The sequence below is a fragment of the Nocardioides euryhalodurans genome (genome assembly GCF_004564375.1).
Lineage (GTDB): Bacteria > Actinomycetota > Actinomycetes > Propionibacteriales > Nocardioidaceae > Nocardioides > Nocardioides euryhalodurans.
Window position 1 is genome coordinate 1,854,058 of record NZ_CP038267.1, and the last position, 20,774, is coordinate 1,874,831.

Genomic DNA, 20,774 nt, shown 5'->3' on the forward strand with positions numbered 1-20,774 from the left:
TGACCAGGACCATCGGGACCCTGGTCCCGCATCGGTCCTCCGAGGGTCCGAGACGGTGCAATACCAGGACGCGGACCGCCTGACGCGCCACATGCTCCTCGCGTGTCCCTCGGTAGCACCTCCCCCCAGTCCCCCGCCTCCCACGACCTCGTCACCAGCCACATCGCGCTGGTCGGCCACGTGGTCCGCGAGACGATGTCGCGCGTCCCCGGCCACGTCAGCCGTGACGACCTGACCTCGGCCGGCCTCACCGCCCTGGTGCAGGCGGGCCGCGGGTTCGACCCCGACCTCGGGGTGCCGTTCGCGCGCTACGCGTCGACGCGGATCCGAGGTGCGGTCCTCGACGAGCTGCGCAGCGTCGACTGGGCCTCCCGCTCCGTGCGCCGGCGCGCCCGGGACATCGAGGAGACCCGGACCCGGCTGGCGCACTCCCTGGGCAGGGTCCCCGACGACGCCCAGGTCGCCAGCGCGCTCGGCCTCGAGCCGGCGGAGGTCACGGCGAACGCCGACGACATCGCCCGCGCCCAGGTCCTGTCGCTGCAGGGCGGCACGGACGAGTCGTCGTACGCCGACTCCCTCGTCTCCACCGCGCCCTCCCCCGAGCAGGTGCTCGAGCACCAGGAGCGCCTCACCTACCTCTCCGAGGCCGTCGCCGAGCTGCCCGAGCGGCTCCGCACGGTCGTGGAGGGCTACTTCCTCGCAGAGCGGCCGATGGCCGAGATCGCCGAGGAGCTGGGGGTCACCGAGTCGCGGGTGTCCCAGCTGCGCGCCGAGGCGATGGTGCTGCTCAAGGACGCCCTCAACTCCCAGCTCGACCCCGAGCAGGTCGCCGCACCCGCACGCCCGGGCGGCGTGGCGGCCCGGCGGCGCGAGGCGTACTTCGCCGCCGTCGCGGCCCGGCACGCCAGTGGTGGCGTGGCGGCGGTCGCCGCCGAGCACGCCGCCGGCGGTCGGGTCCGGACCAGCGCCTGACCCGGCGCCGAAAAGTTTGGCGCGGACTCCTCATGCTGCCGCGTCGCCCGCCGATCACCTCCTCGACGGAGTCCACGGACGGACTCCAGCAGGTGATCCAGAATCCAGGAAGGAACTATCATGGGTCTTCGTATCAACCAGAACATCGACGCCCTCAACTCGTACCGCAACCTGTCGGTCACGCAGGGCCAGATGTCGAAGTCGCTCGAGAAGCTGTCCAGCGGCTTCCGTATCAACCGCGCCGCTGACGACGCTGCCGGTCTCGCCATCTCCGAGGGCCTGCGCTCGCAGGTCGGTGGCCTCAAGGTCGCCGTCCGCAACGCGCAGGACGGCATCTCGGTCGTGCAGACCACGGAAGGGGCCCTCACCGAGGTCCACTCCATCCTGCAGCGCCTGCGCGACCTGGGCGTCCAGGCCGCCAACGACAGCAACAACAGCGAGGCCCGGGCCAACATCGAGACCGAGGCCACGCAGCTGGTCGAGGAGCTCGACCGGGTCGGCAAGTCGACCAACTTCAACGGGACCAACCTGCTCGACGGCACCGCCGGCAGCCTCGCCTTCCAGGTGGGCGCGGACGGCGACGCCAACAGCCGGATCTCGGTCGACCTGTCGGGTGCCAACGTCAGCAGCATCGCGCAGGACCTGACGACCGGCTCCCTCGCCACCACGGGGACGACCTGGGACGTCGACTCCGCCACCCTCGCCGCCGGCAACTACACCTTCAGCTCGGACTCGGGCAACGGTGTGACCAAGGACGTCGTCGTGAACCTCGCGGCGGCCCCGACCACGGTGCAGGGTCTGGCCGACGCCCTGAAGGCTGACGATAACTTCGCTCAGAACTTCTCGGTCCAGGTCGTGAAGGACGCCGACGGTGCCGCGACCGGCATCTCGGTGAAGGCGCTCGACGGTGGGACGGTGGCCGCGGCCAACCCGAACGCCGCTGCCTTCAGCAACGGCACCGCTGGCGTGACCAGCCCGACCGGTCTGGACTTCTCGTCCGCGGACGCGGCCCAGGCCTCGGTGGAGCTGCTGGACAGCAAGATCGCCGACATCTCCACCGCTCGCGCCAACCTGGGTGCCTACCAGAACCGGTTCGAGCACACCATCGCCAACCTCAACGTGGCCGTCGAGAACCTGTCGGCCTCCGAGAGCCGGATCCGTGACACGGACATGGCGCAGGAGATGATGTCCTTCACCCGGGCGCAGATCCTGTCGCAGGCCGGTACCGCGATGCTCGCCCAGGCGAACCAGGCGCCCCAGAGCGTCCTGTCGCTCCTGCGCTGAGCGGACTGAGTACCACCAACCCCTGAGGACCGCCGGGTGGGTCTTGTCCCCACTCGACCCACCCGGTGGTCCCGGATCCCGAGGGAGGACCCATGAGCGGCGCCGCCAGCATCAGCGGGCTCGCCAGCGGGCTGGACACCGCGACGATCATCGACCAGCTCATGCAGCTGGAAGCGGTCCCGCAGGCCCGGCTCCGCAGCCGGGTCAGCAGCGAGCAGCTCGTCGTCAACGCGCTGCAGACCCTCAACGCCAAGGTCGCCTCCCTCACCACGAAGGCCGCCGACCTGGCCAAGGCCTCCGCGTGGTCCCCCGTGACCGCCACCTCCTCCAACACCGGCGTGAGCATCGCCACCAGCAGCGCCGCGGGCCCGGTCTCCTTCTCGGTCAGGGTCGACCGGACCTCGGCCAGCCACCGCCTGGAGCTCACGGACGCCGCCGCCCTCGACGAAGCCGGCTCCGTCCCCTCGACGGTGCGGCTCGACCGCCTCGACGGCACCACGTCCCTCGACCTCACCACCGACGGCACCCTGCAGGGCCTGGTCGATGCGATCAACGCCCCCGCCAACGCCACCGGGCTCCACGCCACCACCGTCAAGGTCGGCGAGGGCTCGTACCGCCTCCTGGTCGAGTCGACCTCGACCGGTGCGGCCAGCGACTTCACGCTCGCGGACGCCGGCGACGGCTCCCCCGTCCTGGGTGGCGCCACCGTTCGCGCCGGTCGCGACGCGCAGATCACCCTCGGCGACTCCATCGTCGTGACGTCGGCGAGCAACACCTTCACCGACGTCGTGACCGGCGTGAGCCTCACCCTCGCCGCGGACGCGACCGGCACCTCCGAGATCGCAGTGCGCCGCGACACCAACGCCCTCACCAGCCAGGTGCAGGGCATGGTCGACGCCGTCAACAACGTGCTGGCCGACATCGACAGCCTGACGGGCTACAACGCCACGACGAAGGCGAGCGGACTGCTCGCCGGCGACACGAACGCCCGCTCGTTGAGGAGCGCGCTCCTCGAGACCGTGTTCCCCGCCGACGGCAGCAGCCTCGCCGGCCTCGGCGTCCAGACCGACCGCACGGGCAAGCTGGTCTTCGACGCCACCACCTTCAAGGAGGCCTACGCCGCCGACCCCGCCGGGGCGCAGGCGCGCTTCACGACCACCGAGGAGGGCTTCGCGAGCCGTCTCCACGCCGTGGCGAAGGGCGCCAGCGACAAGATCGACGGAACCCTCACCACGGCGGTCACCGGACGCAACGACGCCATCAGGCGCCTCAACGACAGCATCGACGCCTGGGACCAGCGCCTCGAGCTGCGCCGCAGCTCCCTGACGCGGCAGTTCACCGCCCTGGAGACGGCGCTCAGCCAGATGTCGAGCCAGTCCTCGTGGCTGGCCGGACAGATCAACAGCCTGCCCAGCACGGGCTCGGGAAGCTAAGGAAGGCACCCACATGATGCCCATCGCTCGCACCGCCTACCTGGAGGCAGCCGTCCAGACGGCCAGCCCTGCCCGGCTGCTCGTCATGCTCATGGAGCGGCTCGTCCTCGACTGCCGACGCGCCCAGGACGCCCAGCAGGCCGGCGACCACGCCCAGGCCCACGTCCAGCTCGTCCACGCCCAGGACATCGTCGCCGAGCTGCGCGGCACGCTCCGCAAGGACGCCTGGGAGGGCGCTGCCGGCCTCGACGCCCTGTACGGCCACCTGCAGGTGCGCCTCGTCGACGCCAACGTCGGCCGCGACGCGGCCGTCACCGCCCACTGCCTCGAGCTGGCCGAGGGCCTGGCCGAGACCTGGCGCGAGGCCGCGCTGCGGTCCGCCGCCGTGGGTGCCTGAGCCGTGCGCGACGACCACCTCGCCTGGGCGGAGGTCCTCGACCAGCTCGAGCGGGACGCCGAGATGATGGAGCGCCTGGCCAGGTCGGACGCTCCCGAGGCCGGCTTCCAGCCGGCTCCGTGGGAGCCGCCGGCCATCCGGGGACCGCTGCCCGACGAGCTGCTGGACCGTGCCCGGGAGGTCCAGCGGCGGCAGGACGCGGCCCGGGCCGCCCTGACCGAGGCGCTCGCCGCCGTGCGTGACCGCCAGCGGCTCTCGCGACGGCCGGCTGCCCTGCCGGTGACGCCCGCGCGCCCGGCGTACGTCGACATCTCCGCCTGACGGCCACCCCCGCCTGACCCGTCCGGGTGGTCCCGGTCGGGACGATGGTCCCGACTGTGGGTCAGCCGAGCATTTCTCCAAGGGATTTCCTCAGTCGCCCTCCTCCGGGGCCGAACGGCATCGCGAGCAAGGACCGCTCACCCCCCTCGCCGACGGACCGGCATCCCCCTCGGAGGATTCCCGTGTCCCTGGCCATGCCCGATCCCGTGTCCGCGGTCCTGAGCTCTGCCCTCGACGGCATCTCGCTGCGGCAGCGCGTCATCGCCGACAACATCGCGAACGTCGACACCCCCGGCTTCCGCGCCACCAGCGTCGACTTCGAGTCCTCGCTGGCCGCCGCCATCGACTCCGGTGAGATGCCGGCCGAGGGGATCGCGCCGAGCACGGCGCCGACCCAGACCCCGGTGGGGCCGAACGGCAACAACGTCGACCTGCGCAAGGAGTCGCTGGCCGCGATCCAGTCGCAGTTCCAGTACCAGGTGATGACCCGCGCGGTCTCGGACCGCTCCGCGCTCATCAAGACCGCCGCAGGTGCCGTCTGATGGGCGCGTTCGACATGCTGCGCATCGCCAACACGAGCCTGGGCATGCACCAGACGTGGCTGGACTCGCTGGCGCACAACATCTCCAACGCCAACACGATCACCTCGACCGACGAGCCGGCGTTCCAGCAGCAGATGGTGGTCGCCTCCTCGCGGGAGGACGGCGGCGTCGACGTCGACCGGATCGAGCTCGGCGACGCCGAGGGCCAGCTGCAGTACGCGCCGGACCACCCGCTCGCGGACGAGGACGGCATGGTCCGCGCCCCCGCGATGGACATGAGCGTGCAGATGACCTCCCTCATCCAGGCCCAGCGCGGCTTCCAGGCCTCGGTCCAGGTCACCAAGACCGCCCAGGACTCCTACTCCTCCGCCCTGCAGATCGGACGTGCCCAGTGAGTGTCTCCGGGATCGAGGCCGTCGGCTTCTCTCCGTACGTCGCACCGACCGTCGCTCCCCCCGCCACCTCGGGCGTCCAGGGGGCCGCCGGGGGTGGCCGGGAGTTCGGCGACATGGTCATCGACGGCATCGAGCGCCTCGAGGGCGTGCAGGACCACGCCGACCGGCTCGCCGTGCAGGCCGCGACGGGTGACCTGAGCGACATCCACGACTACACGCTCGCCGCGACGGAGGCCGACGTGACCACCAAGCTGACCGTGGCGGTCCGCAACAAGGCCCTCGAGGCGTTCACCGAGATCATGCGGATGCAGGTCGGATGAAGGACAACCTGCGCCGGACGCTGGCGGGCTACCAGCGTTCCTTCGCGTCGTTCACGACCGGTCAGAAGGTCGTCGCCGTCGTCGGCACCGCAGCGCTGCTGCTCGCCGGCTTCATGGTCTTCCGCTGGGCCGCGGCGCCGAACTACGCCCCGCTCTTCAGCAGCCTGTCCTCCAGCGACGCCTCGGCCGTCATCGAGCAGCTGGAGGCCGACGGCGTCCCCTACGAGATCACCGGTGGCGGCGGCACGATCATGGTGCCGCGCGACCAGGTGTACGCGACCCGCATCTCCCTGAGCGGCGAGGGCCTGCCCAGCGACAGCGGCAAGGGCGGCTACGCGCTGCTCGACAACCAGGACATCTCGACGTCGCAGTTCAAGGAGCAGACCGACTTCAAGCGCGCGATGGAGGGCGAGCTCGCGACGACCATCGAGGCGATCGACAGCGTCGACACCGCGGTCGTCCACCTCGCCCTGCCGCCGGAGGAGGTCTTCGCCGACGAGCAGGACCCGGCGACGGCCTCGGTCCTCGTCGCCACCAGCCCGGGCGCGGACCTCCAGCCCGAGCAGGTCCAGGCGGTCGTCCACCTGGTCGCCTCCAGCATCGACGGCCTGGACCCCGACATGGTCACCGTCGCCGACTCGACCGGGCGCGTCCTCTCCACCAACGACGGCGCGGGCGGCGCAGCGAGCACCCGCTCGCAGCAGGTCGAGGACTACCAGGACGAGCTCAACGGCCGGATCCAGCAGATGCTCGACCGGGTCGTCGGCCCCGGCAACTCCACCGTCCAGGTGACCGCCAACCTCGACTTCGACAAGAGCGTCACCGAGTCGACGACCTACGAGGCCGACGAGGACGACCCGCCGCTGTCGTCGCAGACGCAGTCCGAGACCTACTCGGGCGGCCAGCCCGGCGCCGGGGTCGGCGGGGTCGTCGGTCCCGAGGGCCAGATGGAGACCGGCGCGACCGACGGCTCGGGCACCTACAGCCAGGAGTCGACCACCCGCGACAACGCGGTCGACACGGTCGTCGAGCACCGCGAGACCGCCCCCGGGAGCGTCGAGTCGCTCCACGCCGCGGTCGTCGTCGACGTCAACGCCCCCACCAAGGTCGACCCGGTCGAGGTCGAGGAGCTGGTCACCGCGGCGGTCGGCATCAACCCGCGCCGCGGCGACACGGTCGAGGTGTCCGCCCTCCCCTTCGACCGCACCGCCGAGGACGCCGCGGCTGCGGCGCTCGAGGAGGCGGCAGCCGACGAGGCCGGCTCGCAGCGGGCGGAGTGGATCCGCAACGGCGTGCTGATCCTGCTCGTGGCGCTGCTGGTGCTGGTCGTCTGGCTGCGCAGCCGCAAGCGGGCCAAGGCCCGTGTCCAGGCCACGACGTACGTCGTCGAGCAGCTGCGCCAGGACCAGGCCGAGCGGGCGGCGGTCGCCGCCTCCCGGCAGCGCATCGACACCTCGCCGGCCACCATGGCCCTGGAGCGCGCCGACCGCGATGCCGACGTGGAGGTCCGTGACGAGCTGGCCGCCCTGGTGGAGCGTCAGCCCGAGGAGGTCGCGGCCCTGCTCCGCGGCTGGCTGGTGGAGCGCCACTGATGACCGCCGTCATGACCACCACCGGGGCGCGCAAGGCCGCCATCGTCCTGATCCAGATGGGCCGCGAGCGCGCCGCGAGCGTGCTGGCCCACCTGGGCGAGGCCGAGGTCGAGCTGATCTCCGGCGAGATCGCCCAGCTCCAGACCGTGGCCCCGGCGGAGAGCCGGGACGTCCTCGACGAGTTCCACCAGCTCTTCACGGCCCGGGCCCACATCGTCCGGGGCGGCCTGGAGTTCGCCGAGCACCTGCTCGAGCAGTCGCTCGGCAAGGAGCGGGCCGCGGAGGTCGTGCAGCGCCTCAACGCGATGGCCGTGCAGCTGCCGTTCCAGTTCCTGCACCGGGCGGACCCCGCCCAGCTCCGCTCCTTCATCGCGGACGAGCACCCGCAGGTGATCGCGCTGGTCCTCGCCCACATGACGCCCGAGAAGGCGTCGCTGGTGCTCTCCGGGCTGCCGTCCGAACAGCAGACCGAGGTGGCGCACCGGATCGCGGTGATGGACCGGACCACCCCGGAGATCGTCCGCAACGTGGAGTCCATCCTGGAGCGGAAGCTCTCCTCGGTGCTCCAGCCGACGGAGGTCTCGCGGGTCGGTGGGCTGGACCCCCTCGTCAACATCATCAACCGCTCGGACCGCTCGACGGAGCGGCAGATCGTCGAGGGGCTCGAGTCGCTGGACGCCGCCCTCGCCGAGGAGGTCCGGAGCCGGATGTTCCTGTTCGAGGACGTCGTGCAGCTCGACGACCGTGCCGTGCAGCTGGTGCTGCGCCAGGTCGAGACCTCGGCCCTGGCGATGGCTCTCAAGGGCGTGGGCGAGCAGGTCCGCTCCAAGATCACCGGCAACCTGTCCGAGCGTGCTGCCGAGAACCTGATGGAGGAGGTCGAGCTCCTCGGGCCGGTCCGGCTCGCGCAGGTCGAGGAGGCCCAGCAGGCGATCATCCGGACCATCCGCTCGCTCGAGGAGAGCGGCGAGATCATGATCCGGCGAGGGAGCGACGATGAGTTCGTCGACTGAGCCCGCCGTCGGGCTCACCCTCAAGGAGCTGCGGCCCGCGCACTGGACCCGCCTGGGCCAGGGCTCGGTCCAGGGCGACCAGGTCACCGAGCAGCTCCTCGACCGGCTCGCGGAGAGCACCCGCACGGCGGCCCGCTCGCAGGGGTACGCCGTCGGCTGGGCCGAGGGACGCCGCGAGGCCGAGGCCGCCGGCCGGACCGCGGTCGCCGCCGTCGAGGCGGAAGCAGCGGCCGAGGCGCAGCGACGCGAGGCAGAGCACCGGGCCGCCCTGGCGGCCCTCGAGGCTGCCGCGGAGCAGCTCCGCGCCCGGTTCGAGGAGACCTGCCGCGCCGTCGAGGCCCAGGCCGCCGACCTGGCGCTGGAGCTGACCGGCGCCCTCGTCGGCGAGGCCGCGGCGGAGGCCGGCAGCCACGCGGTCGTCCGAGCCCTGGCGGCGCTGCCCGCCGAGTCCGGCGTACTCGTCCGGCTCCACCCGGACGTCGCTGCCACGGCCGCCGGCGACCTGCGTGAGCGTGGCGTGACGGTGCTGCCCGACGGGGCGCTGTCGCACGCCGACGCCGTGGTCGAGACCGACACCGAGGTCGTCGACCTCCGGGTCGACACCGCCCTGGCCCGACTGCGGGGGGTCCTGTCATGACCACCTTCACCCCCGAGCTGCGGCAGCGGGCCCACGAGGCGGTCCGGCCGGTACGGCTCGGCCGCGTCGCCGAGCTGATGGCCCTCCACCTGCGCGTGGTCGGCGTGTCCGCCGCGGTCGGCGACCTCGTCGAGGTGCGGGGCCCCGTCCCGGTGCTCGCCGAGGTGGCCGCCAGCGGTGCGGCCGGCCTGGTCTGCCTCCCGCTGGGCGACACCTCCGGCCTGCGGGTCGGCGACCCGGTGCACCACACCGGCGGACCGCTGCGCATCGGCGTCGGCGAGGCCCTGCGCGGACGCGTGCTCGACGGCCTCGGGCGTCCCGTCGACGGCGGTCCGAGCCTCGCCGGGCTGGAGCGGGTCGTCGTCGACCACCCTGCCCCGGCGGCCCTCAGCCGTCCCCGGATCGACCACCAGGTCGGCCTGGGGGTCCGGGCGCTGGACGCGCTCACCCCGTGCGGCCGCGGCCAGCGCATCGGCATCATGGCCGGGTCCGGCGTGGGCAAGTCGAGCCTGCTCTCGATGGTCGCCCGCGGCACCGAGGCCGAGATCTCCGTCATCGCCCTCGTCGGCGAGCGTGGTCGCGAGGTCCGCGAGTTCATCGAGAACGACCTCGGCCCCGAGGGCCTCGCCCATTCGGTGGTCGTGGTCGCCACGTCCGACGCCCCGCCGGTCGAGCGGCTGCGGGCCGCCTTCGTGGCGACCCGGATCGCGGAGTGGTTCCGGGAGTCGGGCCGTCACGTCGTGCTGATGATGGACAGCCTGACCCGCGTCGCGATGGCCCAGCGCGAGATCGGGCTCTCCGCGGGTGAGCCGCCTGCCACCCGCGGCTACCCGCCGAGCGTCTTCGCGCTCCTGCCACGCCTCCTCGAGCGCGCGGGCACCTCGCCGGAGGGGAGCATCACCGGCCTCTACACGGTGCTCGTGGAGGGCGACGACCTCCACGACCCGATCGGTGACACCGCCCGCTCGATCCTCGACGGGCACGTCGTCCTCTCCCGCAGGCTCGCCACGGCGGGTCACTTCCCGAGCATCGACGTCCTCGAGTCGATCTCGCGCGTGACCTCCGCCGTGACGACCCCGGAGCAGCGGGCGGCCGCCGTACGACTGCGCCGGATGCTGGCCGCCCACCGGTCGGTGCGCGAACTGGTGGAGATCGGTGCGTACGTGCCGGGGGCCGACGCCGACGCGGACGCGGCACTCTCGCTGCTGCCGCAGATCGACGCCTTCCTCCAGCAGTCCATGGACGAGACCACGCCGGTCGCCGAGACCTGGCAGCGGCTGAGGGAGCTGGTGGCATGAGCACGGGTCACCCGGACGCCGGGATGTTGGCCGTGGCCCGCGTCCGCGGCGTCCGCGAGCAGGACAGCCGGCTGGGGTTGCGACGCGCCCTCACCGAGGAGCAGGAGGCGGGGCACCGCGTGGCCCTGCTGGAGGAGCGGCTCGCCCGCAGCACGAAGACCGACGGCAGCGTCGCGTCCTACCTCGCGGTCCGGGCGTCGCACCAGGCGCTCGCGGCCGACGCGGCCCGGGCCCGCGAGGCGCTGCTGAGCGCCGGCACCGTCGCCGTGACCGCCCGCGACCACTGGCAGCGGGACAAGACCCGGCTCTCGGCCGTCGAGCTGCTGCTCGAGCGCCGGGCCGAGCGTCGGCGCGAGGAGCGGCTCCGCCGCGAGGCCGGCGAGCTGGACGACGTCGTGGCAGGACGCTGGCTGCGTGCCCGTCGCGAGGAGGGTGAGCGACCGTGAGCGTGATGGACGTGACCAGCCGGATCCAGCAGATCCAGGCGCAGCTCGCGCTGCTCCCCCGCGGCTCCCAGGTGTCGTCGGCAGGAGGGGCACGGTTCGCCGGGGCCCTCGACCAGGTCGGCGCCGCCGGCGCCACCGGGTCCACCGGCGAGATCGGCCAGCAGGTGGTCGCCGAGGCCCGCAAGTCGCTCGGCGTCCCCTACGTCTGGGGCGGCACCGACCTCGAGAACGGGGTCGACTGCTCCGGTCTCGTGCAGTCGGTGTTCGCCAAGTTCGGGATCGACCTGCCGCGCGTGTCCGCCGACCAGGCACGTGCGGGCACCCCGGTCGCCAACATGTCCCAGGCCCGTCCCGGTGACCTGATCGCGTGGGACAACTCCAGCCGCAACAGCGGTGCGGACCACATCGCGATCTACATCGGCAACGGCCAGATGATCGAGGCGCCCCGACCGGGCGACGTGGTCAAGATCAGCCAGGTCACCACCCCGCCCGACTACATCCGGCGGGTCATCCCCGAGGGCGGCGTGTCCGGTGCGGGCGCGGTGTCGACCGACGGCCGCGGCGTGCCGGCGGGGACGCCGTACGCGGACCTCTTCAACCGGGCCGGGGCCGCCCACGGTGTCGACCCGTCGCTGCTCGCGGCGGTCGCCAAGCAGGAGTCGGGCTTCAACCCCGGCGCCCTGAGCCACGCCGGCGCGCAGGGGCTGATGCAGCTGATGCCGGCCACGGCCCGTGGTCTCGGCGTGGCCGACCCTTTCAACCCGAGCCAGGCGGTCGACGGCGCGGCCCGCCTGCTGCACGACCTCATCGGTCGGTTCGGCCGCGTCGACCACGCCCTGGCTGCCTACAACGCCGGCCCCGGGGCGGTGCTGCGCTACGACGGCATCCCGCCGTACCCGGAGACCCAGCAGTACGTCCGTTCCGTGATGGCCATGTGGGAGCGATGATGACGATGACCCCCCTTCCCGGCCTCCCGCGCGGCACGACGGCGCCCACGCCCACCGCGACGACCGCCGCGTCCGGACAGCCGGCGGACCCGGCGGCGGAGGGCTTCGCGGCCCTCGTGGCGCGACTGGTCGCCGGACCGACCCCGGGCGTCCCTGCCGCCGCGTCGCCGCCCGCCCCCGTGGGCGAGGCCGCCACGCCTGCCGAGGAGGAGCCTGCGGCCGGGGGCGAGACCGACGAGACGGCCACCGACACCACCACGACGCCGTACGCCGTCGGCGTGGTCGGCCTCCCGCTGCCCGGCCTCGGGCTCACCGTCGACCACCCGCCGGCAGGAGCAGCGCCCCCGCCGGCGCCCACCGCGGCGACCGACGGGGCCACGACCCCGGTCGCACCGCTCGTGCCCGAGGGTGCGGCGGCTGCCCCGGCCACCGGCGCGGCGACCGCCTCCGACGCGACGGCGGCCGCCGACTCGGCGCCGGCCCCCACCGCGCCCACGGTGGACGTGCACCTGCCGTCCGCGGCACCCGCCCCCACCACCGCCCCGGCTCCGACGACGTCGACCCCCGGGCCGGCCCCCGCCGCCGGGGTCACCCAGCAGGTGCTGCCCGAGATCACCCGCCTGGTCAGCCGCGGCGACGGGACCCACCGGCTCACCATGACGCTGCAGCCCGAGGCGCTCGGCGAGGTGCGGGTCACGCTGACGGTCCGCAACGGTGAGGTGCACGTGCGCATGGCTGCTGGCAGCGAGGCGCAGCAGGCGCTGCTCGAGGGCGCCCCCGAGCTCCGCCGCGTCCTCGAGCTCAGCGGCGCCACCGACACCCGGGTGGTGGTCCGCGACCTCGCGAGCACCACCACCGCCTCCAGCCAGCCCTCCGCCCCCGCCACCGCGGGTCACGAGGGCCGCGGCGACAGCGGCGCGGCCCGTCAGGGCCACGCCGGCGACGACGGCCACCCCGCAGGGACGCGGAGTGGCACCACCGCCAGGGACGGCGCCACCGGCGGGGCGAGCACGCCCCGTCCCGACCAGGTCGTGCACGCCCGCTCCTCGGGCGTCGACGTGACCATGTGAGGAGGAAGCCGTGTCGATCCCCGCGACGGAAGCGGTCACGAGCGGCATGCTCGCGCCCGGCATGACGTCGACCGACCAGTCGAGCGTCCAGGACGACAAGCAGATGTTCCTGGAGCTCCTGGTGGCGCAGCTGCGCTACCAGGACCCGCTGAACCCGACCGACTCCGGCGAGTTCCTCGCCCAGTCGGCCCAGTTCACCGCGCTCGAGAAGATGCAGGAGGTCGCCGACCGCACGGGCGCGCTGCTGGGGGCCCAGATGGCCTTCGGCGCCAGCGGCCTGGTCGGCCGCCACGTCACGTGGGTGGACGAGGCCGGGGCGACCCGGACCGGCACCGTCGACGGCGTGACCTTCGGCGCCGAGGGCCCGGTCTTCGACGTCGACGGCACCGAGGTGCCGCTCGCCATGATCACCTCGGTCACCGCCGAGCCGACCACCACCACCGACCCGGACACCGGGGCCACCGGCTCCGAGACCACCCGTACTGCCTTCTGAGGCACCGAAAGGACTCCCATGCTCCGCTCCCTCTTCGCCGGCATCAGCGGCCTCCGCGCCAACCAGACGATGCTCGACGTCACCGGCAACAACATCGCCAACGCCAACACCATCGGCTTCAAGGCCAGCACCGTGGTCTTCCAGGACACCCTGAGCCAGGTGATGTCCGGGGCCGGCGGCCCCAACGCGCAGAACGGCGGCACCAACCCGATCCAGGTCGGCCTCGGCGTCCAGGTGGCCGCCACCAGCGGCAACTTCAACCAGGGCTCCTCCCAGGTCACCGGCAGCGCCACCGACCTGATGATCCAGGGCGACGGCTTCTTCGTCCTCGGCTCCGGCAACGAGCGGATCTACACCCGCGCCGGCGCCTTCAAGTGGGACGCGAGCGGCGACCTGGTCGCCCCCAGTGGCAAGAAGGTCCAGGGCTACCCCGCCGGGGGCGGCGCGCTGGGCGACGTCAACATCAACGCCCTCAACGCCGGCCTCCCTGCCGGCGTCGAGATGACGTCGTACTCGATCGGCAGCGACGGGGTGGTGCGCGGCAGCTTCTCCGACGACGTGCAGAGGGAGATCGCAACCCTCGCCGTCGCCGACTTCGTGAACCCCGCGGGCCTGGAGAAGGTGGGCGAGACCGCGTTCCGGGCCTCGGCCAACTCCGGCAACCCCGACCTCGGCGTCCCCGGCGAGGGCCGCCGGGGCGTGCTGATGGGCGGCTCGCTGGAGATGTCCAACGTCGACCTCGCTGCCGAGTTCACCAACCTGATCCTCGCCCAGCGGGGCTTCCAGGCGAGCTCGCGCGTGATCACGACGTCCGACCAGGTGCTCGAGGACCTGGTCAACATCAAGCGCTGACGCACCGCTCCGACGTCCCGCGGACCGGGCCCGACCGGGCTCGCCCGCGGGACGTCGTGCGTCGCGGCCCGCGCGCAGGTTTCCCTCAGGTCACCGGCGCCGCCGCCGATCAGTTCCATCGACGGACCACGGACGGTCCTCGTACGACAGCACAGGGATGGTGCCAAGGATGATCTTGCTGACCCGACTCTCGGGAACGGCGTTCGTGCTGAACGCCGACCTGATCGAGCGACTCGACAGCACGCCGGACACCGTCGTGACCCTCGTCGACGGCACCAAGTACGTCGTGGCCGAGTCGATGAACGAGATCGCGGACCTGGTCCGTACCTACCGCGGCGAGATCATCGCCCTCGGCACCCAGCTCGGCCGGGCCCCGACCGAGCAACCCGCCCGGCCCACCCACCTCACCCCGGTCGCGGACCACCCGGGCATCCCGGAGGTGCGCGACTGATGGACCCGGCAACCCTGATCGGGGTCCTCCTCGGACTCCTCGTCATCGCCGTCGCCAACATGATGGAGGGCGGCAGCCCCGCCAGCATGCTGCTGCTGCCCCCGATGCTGCTGGTCTTCGGCGCCACCTTGATGGTCACCGTGGCCGGCGGCACGATCCCCGACGCGAAGAACGCCGTGAAGGCGTTCAAGTACGCCTTCACGGCCAAGGTGCTGCCCGCGAGCGCCGTGGTGCCGACCATCGTCACGCTGGCCGAGAAGGCCAGGCGCGAGGGGCTGCTGGCCCTCGAGGACGCCCTCAAGGAGATCGACGACCCGTTCCTGGTCAAGGGGGTGACCTTCGCGATCGACGGCACCGACCCGGAGGAGGTCCGCGACATCCTGGAGGCCGAGGTGCACGCCAAGAAGGCCACCGCGAAGCACTCGGCGAAGTTCTTCGGCGACGCCGGCGCCTACGCGCCGACGATCGGCATCGTCGGCACCGTCATGGGCCTGGTGCACGTGCTCGAGAACCTCTCCCAGCCCGAGGAGCTCGGTCACCTGATCGCCGCGGCGTTCCTCGCGACCCTGTGGGGCGTGCTGTCGGCCAACGTCTTCTGGCTGCCGATCAGCAGCCGGCTCAAGCGGCTCAGCGAGCTCGAGGCCGCCCGGATGGAGCTGGTCATCGAGGGCGTGGCCGCGATCCAGGCCGGGGCGAACCCGAGGATCATCGCCCAGAAGCTGAACTCGCTGCTGCCTGCCGGTCAGCAGGACGACGAGCAGAAGAAGGCGGCCTGACATGTCTGCGGGTCGGCGCAAGCGGCGCGAGGAGCACGAGGAGCACGAGAACCACGAGCGGTGGCTGGTGACCTACGCCGACATGGTCACGCTGCTGATGGTGCTCTTCATCGTCATGTTCTCCATGAGCGTGGTCGACGAGCGCAAGTTCAACGCGCTGAAGGCCGGACTGGCGGCGGGCTTCGGCCAGTCGACGTCGGTCCTCGTGGGGTCGGAGTCGATCCTCGAGCAGCCCGGCGTGTCCGCCGTCCAGCCGGTGCGCGCCGACCTGTTCCTGGCCGACGTGCCTCCCGAGCAGCGCGAGGCGGTCTCGCGTGCGGTGGCCGAGGAGCAGCGGCTGGAGCGTGAGCGTCGCTATGCCGACGCGCAGGCCGAGGTGGACCGGCTGGCCGGCCTGATGCGCGAGCTCGAGGAGGCGCTCGAGGCCGCCGGGCTGCGCCACGACGTGCGCGCCGGGATCGACGACCGTGGCCTGGTCCTCAGCCTCACCTCGCGGCACGTCGTCTTCGAGCCGAACCTCGCCGACCTCAGCGACCGCGGCCGGGAGGTGCTCGACGTCGTCGCCCCGACCCTGCGGCGGGCGAAGGAGGACCTGCGCGTCGACGGCCACACCAACCAGGTGCCGGTGAAGCCGAAGTACTTCGCCACCGACTGGGAGCTGTCCGCCGCACGCGCCGTCGCCGTGCTGCGTCACCTCAACGAGCAGGGCGGCATCCCCAACGGGCGGATGAGCGCGGCGGCGTACGGCCACGAGAAGCCCCTGGTCGACCCCGCCAAGCCCGGCTCCCAGCGCGTCAACAAGCGGGTCGACGTCGTCGTCCTCTCCGACCTGCCCCCCGCCACGCGGGCGCTCCTCGACGAGGTCCGCCCCTCGGCCGCGGCGTCCCGCGGCGCCGCCCCCACGTCCGCACGCACGACCGGAGGAACCCGATGAGCACCACGACAGCGCCGGCCCAGGTGGACCCGAACCAGGAACCCGACGAGGAGGGCGGCCGGTCGAGGCGGACGCTGGTGCTGGGCCTCGTGGTCGTCCTCGTGCTCGGCGCCGCCGCCGGGTGGTGGTTCCTGCTCCGCCCCACCGAGCCCGTGGAGCCGCTCCCCGGCGAGGTGATCACCCTGGAGCCGATCCAGATCAACCTCGCGGAGGGCCACTACCTCCGGGTCGGCCTCGCGCTGCAGCTGACCGAGGAGGCCCACGAGGTCGACGGCAGCAAGGCGCTGGACGCCGCGATCAGCCTGTTCAGCGGGGTCGACATGTCGGAGCTCGCGCAGCCGGTGCAGCGAGACGAGTTCAAGCACAAGCTCCAGGAGCGGCTCCACGACGGCTACCACGGCGACGTGATGGAGGTGTACTTCACCGAGTTCGTCACCCAATGAGGCACCGGATCTCCTCAGGTTCGGCGAGGGAGCGCCGATAGCCCCCTCGTGAGCCTCTTCGCGACTGCCCCCCGGCCGGCGTCCGCCGCTGCCCGGACGCGTCGTCGCGCCCGCGCCTCGGAGCCGACGGTCTACGACTTCCGCCGCCCGATCCAGCTCTCCCGCGAGCACTCGCGGATCCTGCAGCTCGGGCTGTCCGGGCTGGCCCGCCAGGCCACGACGGTGTTCACCTCGTCGTTGCGCACGGTGTGCACCGTGCAGCTGCTGTCGATCGCGCAGGAGACCTACGCCGAGTACGTCGACTCGCTCAACGCGCCGACGTACCTGCTGAAGTTCTCCGCCGAGCCGATGTCCGGCCTGGGTGTCCTCGAGATCCCGCTGCCCGCCATCATGTCGTGCGTCGACCACATGCTGGGCGGCCCGGGCTCGGCCGTGCAGCCGGTGCGCCCGCTGACCGACATCGAGGGCGGGGTGGTCCGCGGCCTGGTCGAGCGGCTGCTCGGCGAGATGCAGTACAGCCTGGCCGGTGTCGTCGAGATCGATCCCAAGCTGACCGGCATCGAGTACAGCCCGCAGTTCGCCCAGGTCGCCGGGGCCGCCGACGTGATGGTCGTGGCGACCTTCGACCTCCGGATCGGCGACCGGGCCCACCGGATGAGCATCTGCCTGCCGTTCAGCGGCCTGCAGCCCCACCTCGTGAAGGCGGCGGCGCCTGCCCCCGTCTCCGAGCGCGAGCGTGCCCAGCGCGCCCGCGCCGCCGACCTGGTGCACCGGCAGTTCGAGCAGGTGCCGGTGCAGGTCTCGGTCACCTTCCGCCCGACGCGCCTGGGCCCGGACAGCCTCGGCGGCCTGGCCGTCGGCGACGTGCTGCGGCTGTCCCACCCGGCGTCGGCCCCCCTGGACGTCACCGTCGACGACACCACCTTCGCCCACGCGACCCCCGGCACGCAGGGTGCCCGGCTGGCCGCGCTGATCGTGGGCACACCCGAGGAGAAACGATGACCACCGCCACCACCGGCACCCCCACGCAGCTCGTGCTCGCCGCCGCGACGGCGGCCGCCGGCGTGCTCCCCGCGGCCGAGCCCCTGGTCCCCGGCACCCCGGTGCCCGGGACCCCGGACGTCACCACCGGCTTCGCCGGCGCGGCCGTGGTCGAGCTCGACGCCCCGGGCGCACCGCGGATCGCGGTCCTGGTCGCTGCCGACCTCGTCGAGGCACTGGCGAGCAGCCCGCTGGGCGGCCTCGACCTGGCCGCGGCGACGCAGCCCGCCCTGGACGCTGCGGCGGCCGCGCTCGGCACCACCGCCGGCGCCGCCCGTCGTGTCGACCTCGGCCTGGTCGTCGGCGACCTCGGCGGCCCGTTCACGGCCGTCCCCCTGTCCGGCTCGACCGTGGCCGCCGCCCTGCTGGTCGGCGACGTCGCGGGCCAGTCCGACGAGGTGACCGGGCCGGCGACGGCCGCCTTCGACGCGCTCCCGCTCGCGAACCCGACCCCGAACGGCGTGGACCTGACGGCCGGGCTGCCCCCGACCCGGGGCATCGAGATGCTCCACGGCGTCGACATGGAGGTGACGGTCGTGCTCGGGCGGACCCGGATGACCGTCCGCGACCTGCTCGCGCTCTCCCCCGGTGCCGTCCTCGAGCTCGACCGCGCTGCCGGCAGTCCGGCTGACCTGCTGGTCAACGGCCGGCTGATCGCCCGCGGCGAGGTCGTCGTGGTCGACGAGGACTTCGGCCTCCGGGTCACCGAGATCGTCGACGACGCGACCGAGGGCTGACCGTGCTCGAGCTGACCGTGCGCGTGATCGCCTCCCTGGCGGTCGTCGTGGGACTGATGCTGCTGCTGGCCCGGCTGGCCAGCCGCCGGCTCGGAGGGCGACCGGGTGCACCCGTCCAGGTGCTGCACCGCCAGTCGCTCACGCGCGCCTCCTCGGTCGCCGTCGTCAGCGTCGGCTCGCGGATCCTGGTGCTGGGCACCACCGACCAGCAGGTGCGGCTGCTGACGGAGCTGGACCCCGACGACCTCGACGAGCTGCCGGTCGTCACCGGCATGGAGCTGGTCTCCGACGACCCGGCACGGCTCGAGATCGCGCCCCCGCAGGACGCCGCTGCCGTCGTACGCCGGGCGGGCGCGCACCGTGCGGCTCCCGCGGCACGCGCCGACGACGGCGCCCTGGCCGGCTCGGTCCTCTCGCCCCAGACCTGGCGCCAGGCGCTGGCGGTCGCCACCGGCAAGGCGTCGTGACCGGCAGGACCCGCCGTGCGCTCCGGGCGCTCGGCCTGCTGCTCGCCGCGCTCGTGGCGTCGCTGGTGCTCCCGACCACCGCTGCCCAGGCCGAGTCCGCCGCGCCCACGTCCGTCGCCGTCCAGGCGGCACTGCCGCTCAACGACCTGCCCGACGCGCCGGAGGGCCCCCGCGGCCCCGGCGGTCCCGGCAGCGACGGCCAGGTCACGATCGACCTCGGCGACCTGACCGACAAGCCGAGCACCTCGGTGACGGTGCTCATCGCCCTCACGCTGCTCTCGCTGCTCCCGGCGATCCTGCTGACCTGCACCAGCTTCACCAAGGTGCTCGTCGTGCTCGGGCTCACGCGCAACGCGCTGGGCCTGCAGGGCATCCCGCCCAACCAGGTGCTGGCGGGGCTCGCGCTGTTCCTCAGCCTCTTCATCATGACGCCGGTCCTGGGCGACATGAACGATGCCGGCCTGCAGCCCTACCTCGACGGCGACAAGTCCTCGGCGGCCGCGTTCGACGACGGCGTGGAGCCGCTGCGCGCCTTCATGCTCGACAACACCGGGGACGAGGAGCTGACCCTGCTGACCAACGTCGCCGGCCGGGACCTCCCCGACAACCGTGACGAGGTGAGCCTGACGACGCTGGTGCCGGCCTTCGTGCTCACCGAGCTCAAGCAGGCGTTCATCATCGGCTTCATCATCTTCATCCCCTTCCTGGTCATCGACATCGTGATCAGCGGGGCGCTGATGGCGCTCGGCATGATGATGATGCCGCCCGTCATGGTGTCGCTCCCCTTCAAGCTGCTGCTCTTCGTGCTGGTCGACGGCTGGGCCCTCGTCATCACGTCCGTCGTCTCGAGCTATCAGTAGGTGACCCCGTGACCGACACCACCGTCATCGCCATCGCCCTCCAGACCATGCTGGTGGCGCTCAAGCTCTCCGCCCCGATCCTGGTCACCTCGCTGGTCATCGGCTTCGCGATCTCGCTGTTCCAGTCGATGACGCAGATCCAGGAGTTCACCCTGAGCTTCGTGCCCAAGCTCGTGGGCGTGGGCGTCGCGCTGCTGCTGTCGGGCAACTGGATGCTGCACACCCTCATCGACTTCACCCAGGACCTCTTCGAGCTCATCCCGACCCTGCTGGCCTGAGCACGATGACTCTCTCGGTCGCCGGCGAGCCCCTGCTGGCCTACCTGCTCGCCTCGGTACGGATCGTGGCCTGGCTGGCGCTGGTCCCCCCGTTCTCGGGGCGCGCGGTCCCGACCACCGTCAAGGTCGTGCTGTCGCTCGGCCTGGCGCTGGCGGTCGCCCCCTCCCTCGCGGACAGCGGACTGCCGGTCGGCACCCCGCAGCTGCTCCTCGGCGTGGCGCTCCAGGCGGCCGTCGGGGCGGCCATGGGATTCGTGACCTACCTGCTCTTCGCCGCCGTGGCGACCGCCGGCAGCCTCGTCGACACCTTCGGCGGCTTCGCCTTGGCGCAGGCCTTCGACCCGCTGTCGATGAACATGAACACCGTCTTCGGCCGCTTCCACCAGATGCTCGCGACCATGCTGCTCTTCGCGACGAGCGGCCACCTGCTCGTGATCGGCGGGCTGCTGAAGTCCTTCGAGGTGCTGCCCCTCGGGGAGGTCCCGGACGTGTCCGTGGGGCCGGACGTCATGATCACCGCGTTCACGATGTTCTTCATGATCGCGGTCCAGATCGCGCTGCCCCTCATCGCCGTGCTGTTCGTGGCCGACCTCGGCCTGGCGCTGCTGACCAAGGTCGCGCCCCAGCTCAACGCGATCAACGTCATGTTCCCCGCCAAGATCGGGCTGACCCTGCTGCTGCTCGGTCTCTCCTTCCCGGTGCTGCCCGAGGCCATCGAGCGGCTCGTCGACCTCGCCAACCGTGCCATGTGGGCGCTCGCGGGCGGGGGGTGAGA

At 72.7% G+C, this 20,774-nt stretch carries 27 protein-coding genes; all 27 read left to right on the plus strand.

Annotation, left to right across the window (positions count from 1 at the left end):
- Positions 1 to 102: 102 nt before the first annotated feature.
- The 27 genes from EXE57_RS08745 (at position 103) to EXE57_RS08875 (ending at position 20,772) form a co-directional block, all read left to right on the plus strand.
- Complete coding sequence (locus tag EXE57_RS08745; protein WP_135076479.1) at positions 103 to 972, plus strand: sigma-70 family RNA polymerase sigma factor; 870 nt, start codon at positions 103 to 105, stop codon at positions 970 to 972.
- A 120-nt stretch (positions 973 to 1,092) separates the two neighbouring features.
- Entirely contained in the window at positions 1,093 to 2,256 is a 1,164-nt protein-coding gene (locus EXE57_RS20330; protein ID WP_135076482.1) for a flagellin N-terminal helical domain-containing protein, read from the plus strand.
- Between the two features lie 92 nt (positions 2,257 to 2,348).
- The gene (fliD, locus tag EXE57_RS08755) at positions 2,349 to 3,689 is read left to right on the plus strand and encodes a flagellar filament capping protein FliD (protein ID WP_135076485.1); all 1,341 of its coding nucleotides are present in this window, start codon (positions 2,349 to 2,351) and stop codon (positions 3,687 to 3,689) included.
- Positions 3,690 to 3,702: 13 nt separating this feature from the next.
- On the plus strand, positions 3,703 to 4,086 hold the full coding sequence (gene fliS / locus EXE57_RS08760; protein ID WP_135076488.1) for a flagellar export chaperone FliS: 384 nt from the start codon (positions 3,703 to 3,705) through the stop codon (positions 4,084 to 4,086).
- Positions 4,087 to 4,089: 3 nt separating this feature from the next.
- Positions 4,090 to 4,407, plus strand: coding sequence for a hypothetical protein (locus tag EXE57_RS08765; RefSeq protein ID WP_135076491.1), 318 nt, complete (start codon positions 4,090 to 4,092; stop codon positions 4,405 to 4,407).
- 182 nt (positions 4,408 to 4,589) lie between these two features.
- Complete coding sequence (locus EXE57_RS08770; RefSeq protein WP_135076494.1) at positions 4,590 to 4,949, plus strand: flagellar basal body rod protein FlgB; 360 nt, start codon at positions 4,590 to 4,592, stop codon at positions 4,947 to 4,949.
- Positions 4,949 to 5,344, plus strand: coding sequence for a flagellar basal body rod protein FlgC (locus tag EXE57_RS08775; protein WP_135076497.1), 396 nt, complete (start codon positions 4,949 to 4,951; stop codon positions 5,342 to 5,344). Before EXE57_RS08770 ends, EXE57_RS08775 begins: the two co-directional genes overlap by 1 nt.
- Positions 5,341 to 5,664 (plus strand): flagellar hook-basal body complex protein FliE, encoded by a 324-nt coding sequence (gene fliE, locus EXE57_RS08780; RefSeq protein ID WP_135076500.1) that lies wholly within the window; start codon positions 5,341 to 5,343, stop codon positions 5,662 to 5,664. Before EXE57_RS08775 ends, fliE begins: the two co-directional genes overlap by 4 nt.
- A complete protein-coding gene (gene fliF, locus EXE57_RS08785) occupies positions 5,661 to 7,256 on the plus strand; it encodes a flagellar basal-body MS-ring/collar protein FliF (protein WP_135076503.1) in 1,596 nt (531 codons plus the stop codon). Before fliE ends, fliF begins: the two co-directional genes overlap by 4 nt.
- 11 nt (positions 7,257 to 7,267) lie before the next feature.
- Entirely contained in the window at positions 7,268 to 8,269 is a 1,002-nt protein-coding gene (gene fliG, locus EXE57_RS08790) for a flagellar motor switch protein FliG (RefSeq protein WP_244247049.1), read from the plus strand.
- A complete protein-coding gene (locus EXE57_RS08795) occupies positions 8,253 to 8,906 on the plus strand; it encodes a FliH/SctL family protein (protein ID WP_135076509.1) in 654 nt (217 codons plus the stop codon). Before fliG ends, EXE57_RS08795 begins: the two co-directional genes overlap by 17 nt.
- Positions 8,903 to 10,204 (plus strand): FliI/YscN family ATPase, encoded by a 1,302-nt coding sequence (locus EXE57_RS08800; protein ID WP_135076512.1) that lies wholly within the window; start codon positions 8,903 to 8,905, stop codon positions 10,202 to 10,204. Before EXE57_RS08795 ends, EXE57_RS08800 begins: the two co-directional genes overlap by 4 nt.
- Entirely contained in the window at positions 10,201 to 10,650 is a 450-nt protein-coding gene (locus tag EXE57_RS08805; RefSeq protein ID WP_135076514.1) for a flagellar FliJ family protein, read from the plus strand. Before EXE57_RS08800 ends, EXE57_RS08805 begins: the two co-directional genes overlap by 4 nt.
- A 5-nt stretch (positions 10,651 to 10,655) precedes the next feature.
- Entirely contained in the window at positions 10,656 to 11,597 is a 942-nt protein-coding gene (locus EXE57_RS08810) for a transglycosylase SLT domain-containing protein (RefSeq protein WP_135080763.1), read from the plus strand.
- Between the two features lie 5 nt (positions 11,598 to 11,602).
- A complete protein-coding gene (locus EXE57_RS08815; RefSeq protein WP_135076516.1) occupies positions 11,603 to 12,667 on the plus strand; it encodes a flagellar hook-length control protein FliK in 1,065 nt (354 codons plus the stop codon).
- Between the two features lie 10 nt (positions 12,668 to 12,677).
- The gene (locus EXE57_RS08820; RefSeq protein WP_135076518.1) at positions 12,678 to 13,160 is read left to right on the plus strand and encodes a flagellar hook assembly protein FlgD; all 483 of its coding nucleotides are present in this window, start codon (positions 12,678 to 12,680) and stop codon (positions 13,158 to 13,160) included.
- A gap of 18 nt (positions 13,161 to 13,178) precedes the next feature.
- Positions 13,179 to 14,012: a flagellar hook-basal body complex protein gene (locus EXE57_RS08825; protein WP_135076521.1), complete on the plus strand. Its 834-nt coding sequence runs from the start codon at positions 13,179 to 13,181 to the stop codon at positions 14,010 to 14,012.
- Positions 14,013 to 14,181: 169 nt separating this feature from the next.
- Positions 14,182 to 14,463 carry a flagellar FlbD family protein gene (locus EXE57_RS08830; RefSeq protein WP_135076524.1) on the plus strand — a complete coding sequence of 94 codons (282 nt, stop codon included), beginning with the start codon at positions 14,182 to 14,184 and terminating at the stop codon, positions 14,461 to 14,463.
- Positions 14,463 to 15,239 carry a motility protein A gene (locus EXE57_RS08835; protein ID WP_135076527.1) on the plus strand — a complete coding sequence of 259 codons (777 nt, stop codon included), beginning with the start codon at positions 14,463 to 14,465 and terminating at the stop codon, positions 15,237 to 15,239. The genes EXE57_RS08830 and EXE57_RS08835 overlap by 1 nt, the downstream gene beginning before the upstream one ends.
- Position 15,240: 1 nt before the next feature.
- Positions 15,241 to 16,173 (plus strand): OmpA/MotB family protein, encoded by a 933-nt coding sequence (locus EXE57_RS08840; protein WP_135076530.1) that lies wholly within the window; start codon positions 15,241 to 15,243, stop codon positions 16,171 to 16,173.
- On the plus strand, positions 16,170 to 16,616 hold the full coding sequence (locus EXE57_RS08845) for a flagellar basal body-associated FliL family protein (protein WP_135076533.1): 447 nt from the start codon (positions 16,170 to 16,172) through the stop codon (positions 16,614 to 16,616). The genes EXE57_RS08840 and EXE57_RS08845 overlap by 4 nt, the downstream gene beginning before the upstream one ends.
- A 48-nt stretch (positions 16,617 to 16,664) precedes the next feature.
- Positions 16,665 to 17,618 carry a flagellar motor switch protein FliM gene (locus EXE57_RS08850; protein ID WP_135076536.1) on the plus strand — a complete coding sequence of 318 codons (954 nt, stop codon included), beginning with the start codon at positions 16,665 to 16,667 and terminating at the stop codon, positions 17,616 to 17,618.
- Entirely contained in the window at positions 17,615 to 18,394 is a 780-nt protein-coding gene (gene fliN, locus EXE57_RS08855; protein ID WP_135076539.1) for a flagellar motor switch protein FliN, read from the plus strand. Before EXE57_RS08850 ends, fliN begins: the two co-directional genes overlap by 4 nt.
- 2 nt (positions 18,395 to 18,396) lie before the next feature.
- Entirely contained in the window at positions 18,397 to 18,861 is a 465-nt protein-coding gene (locus EXE57_RS08860) for a flagellar biosynthetic protein FliO (protein ID WP_135076542.1), read from the plus strand.
- Complete coding sequence (fliP, locus tag EXE57_RS08865; RefSeq protein WP_244247050.1) at positions 18,858 to 19,721, plus strand: flagellar type III secretion system pore protein FliP; 864 nt, start codon at positions 18,858 to 18,860, stop codon at positions 19,719 to 19,721. The genes EXE57_RS08860 and fliP overlap by 4 nt, the downstream gene beginning before the upstream one ends.
- Before the next feature lie 8 nt (positions 19,722 to 19,729).
- Complete coding sequence (gene fliQ / locus EXE57_RS08870) at positions 19,730 to 19,999, plus strand: flagellar biosynthesis protein FliQ (protein ID WP_135076545.1); 270 nt, start codon at positions 19,730 to 19,732, stop codon at positions 19,997 to 19,999.
- 5 nt (positions 20,000 to 20,004) lie between these two features.
- A complete protein-coding gene (locus EXE57_RS08875; protein WP_135076548.1) occupies positions 20,005 to 20,772 on the plus strand; it encodes a flagellar biosynthetic protein FliR in 768 nt (255 codons plus the stop codon).
- Positions 20,773 to 20,774: the final 2 nt, after the last annotated feature.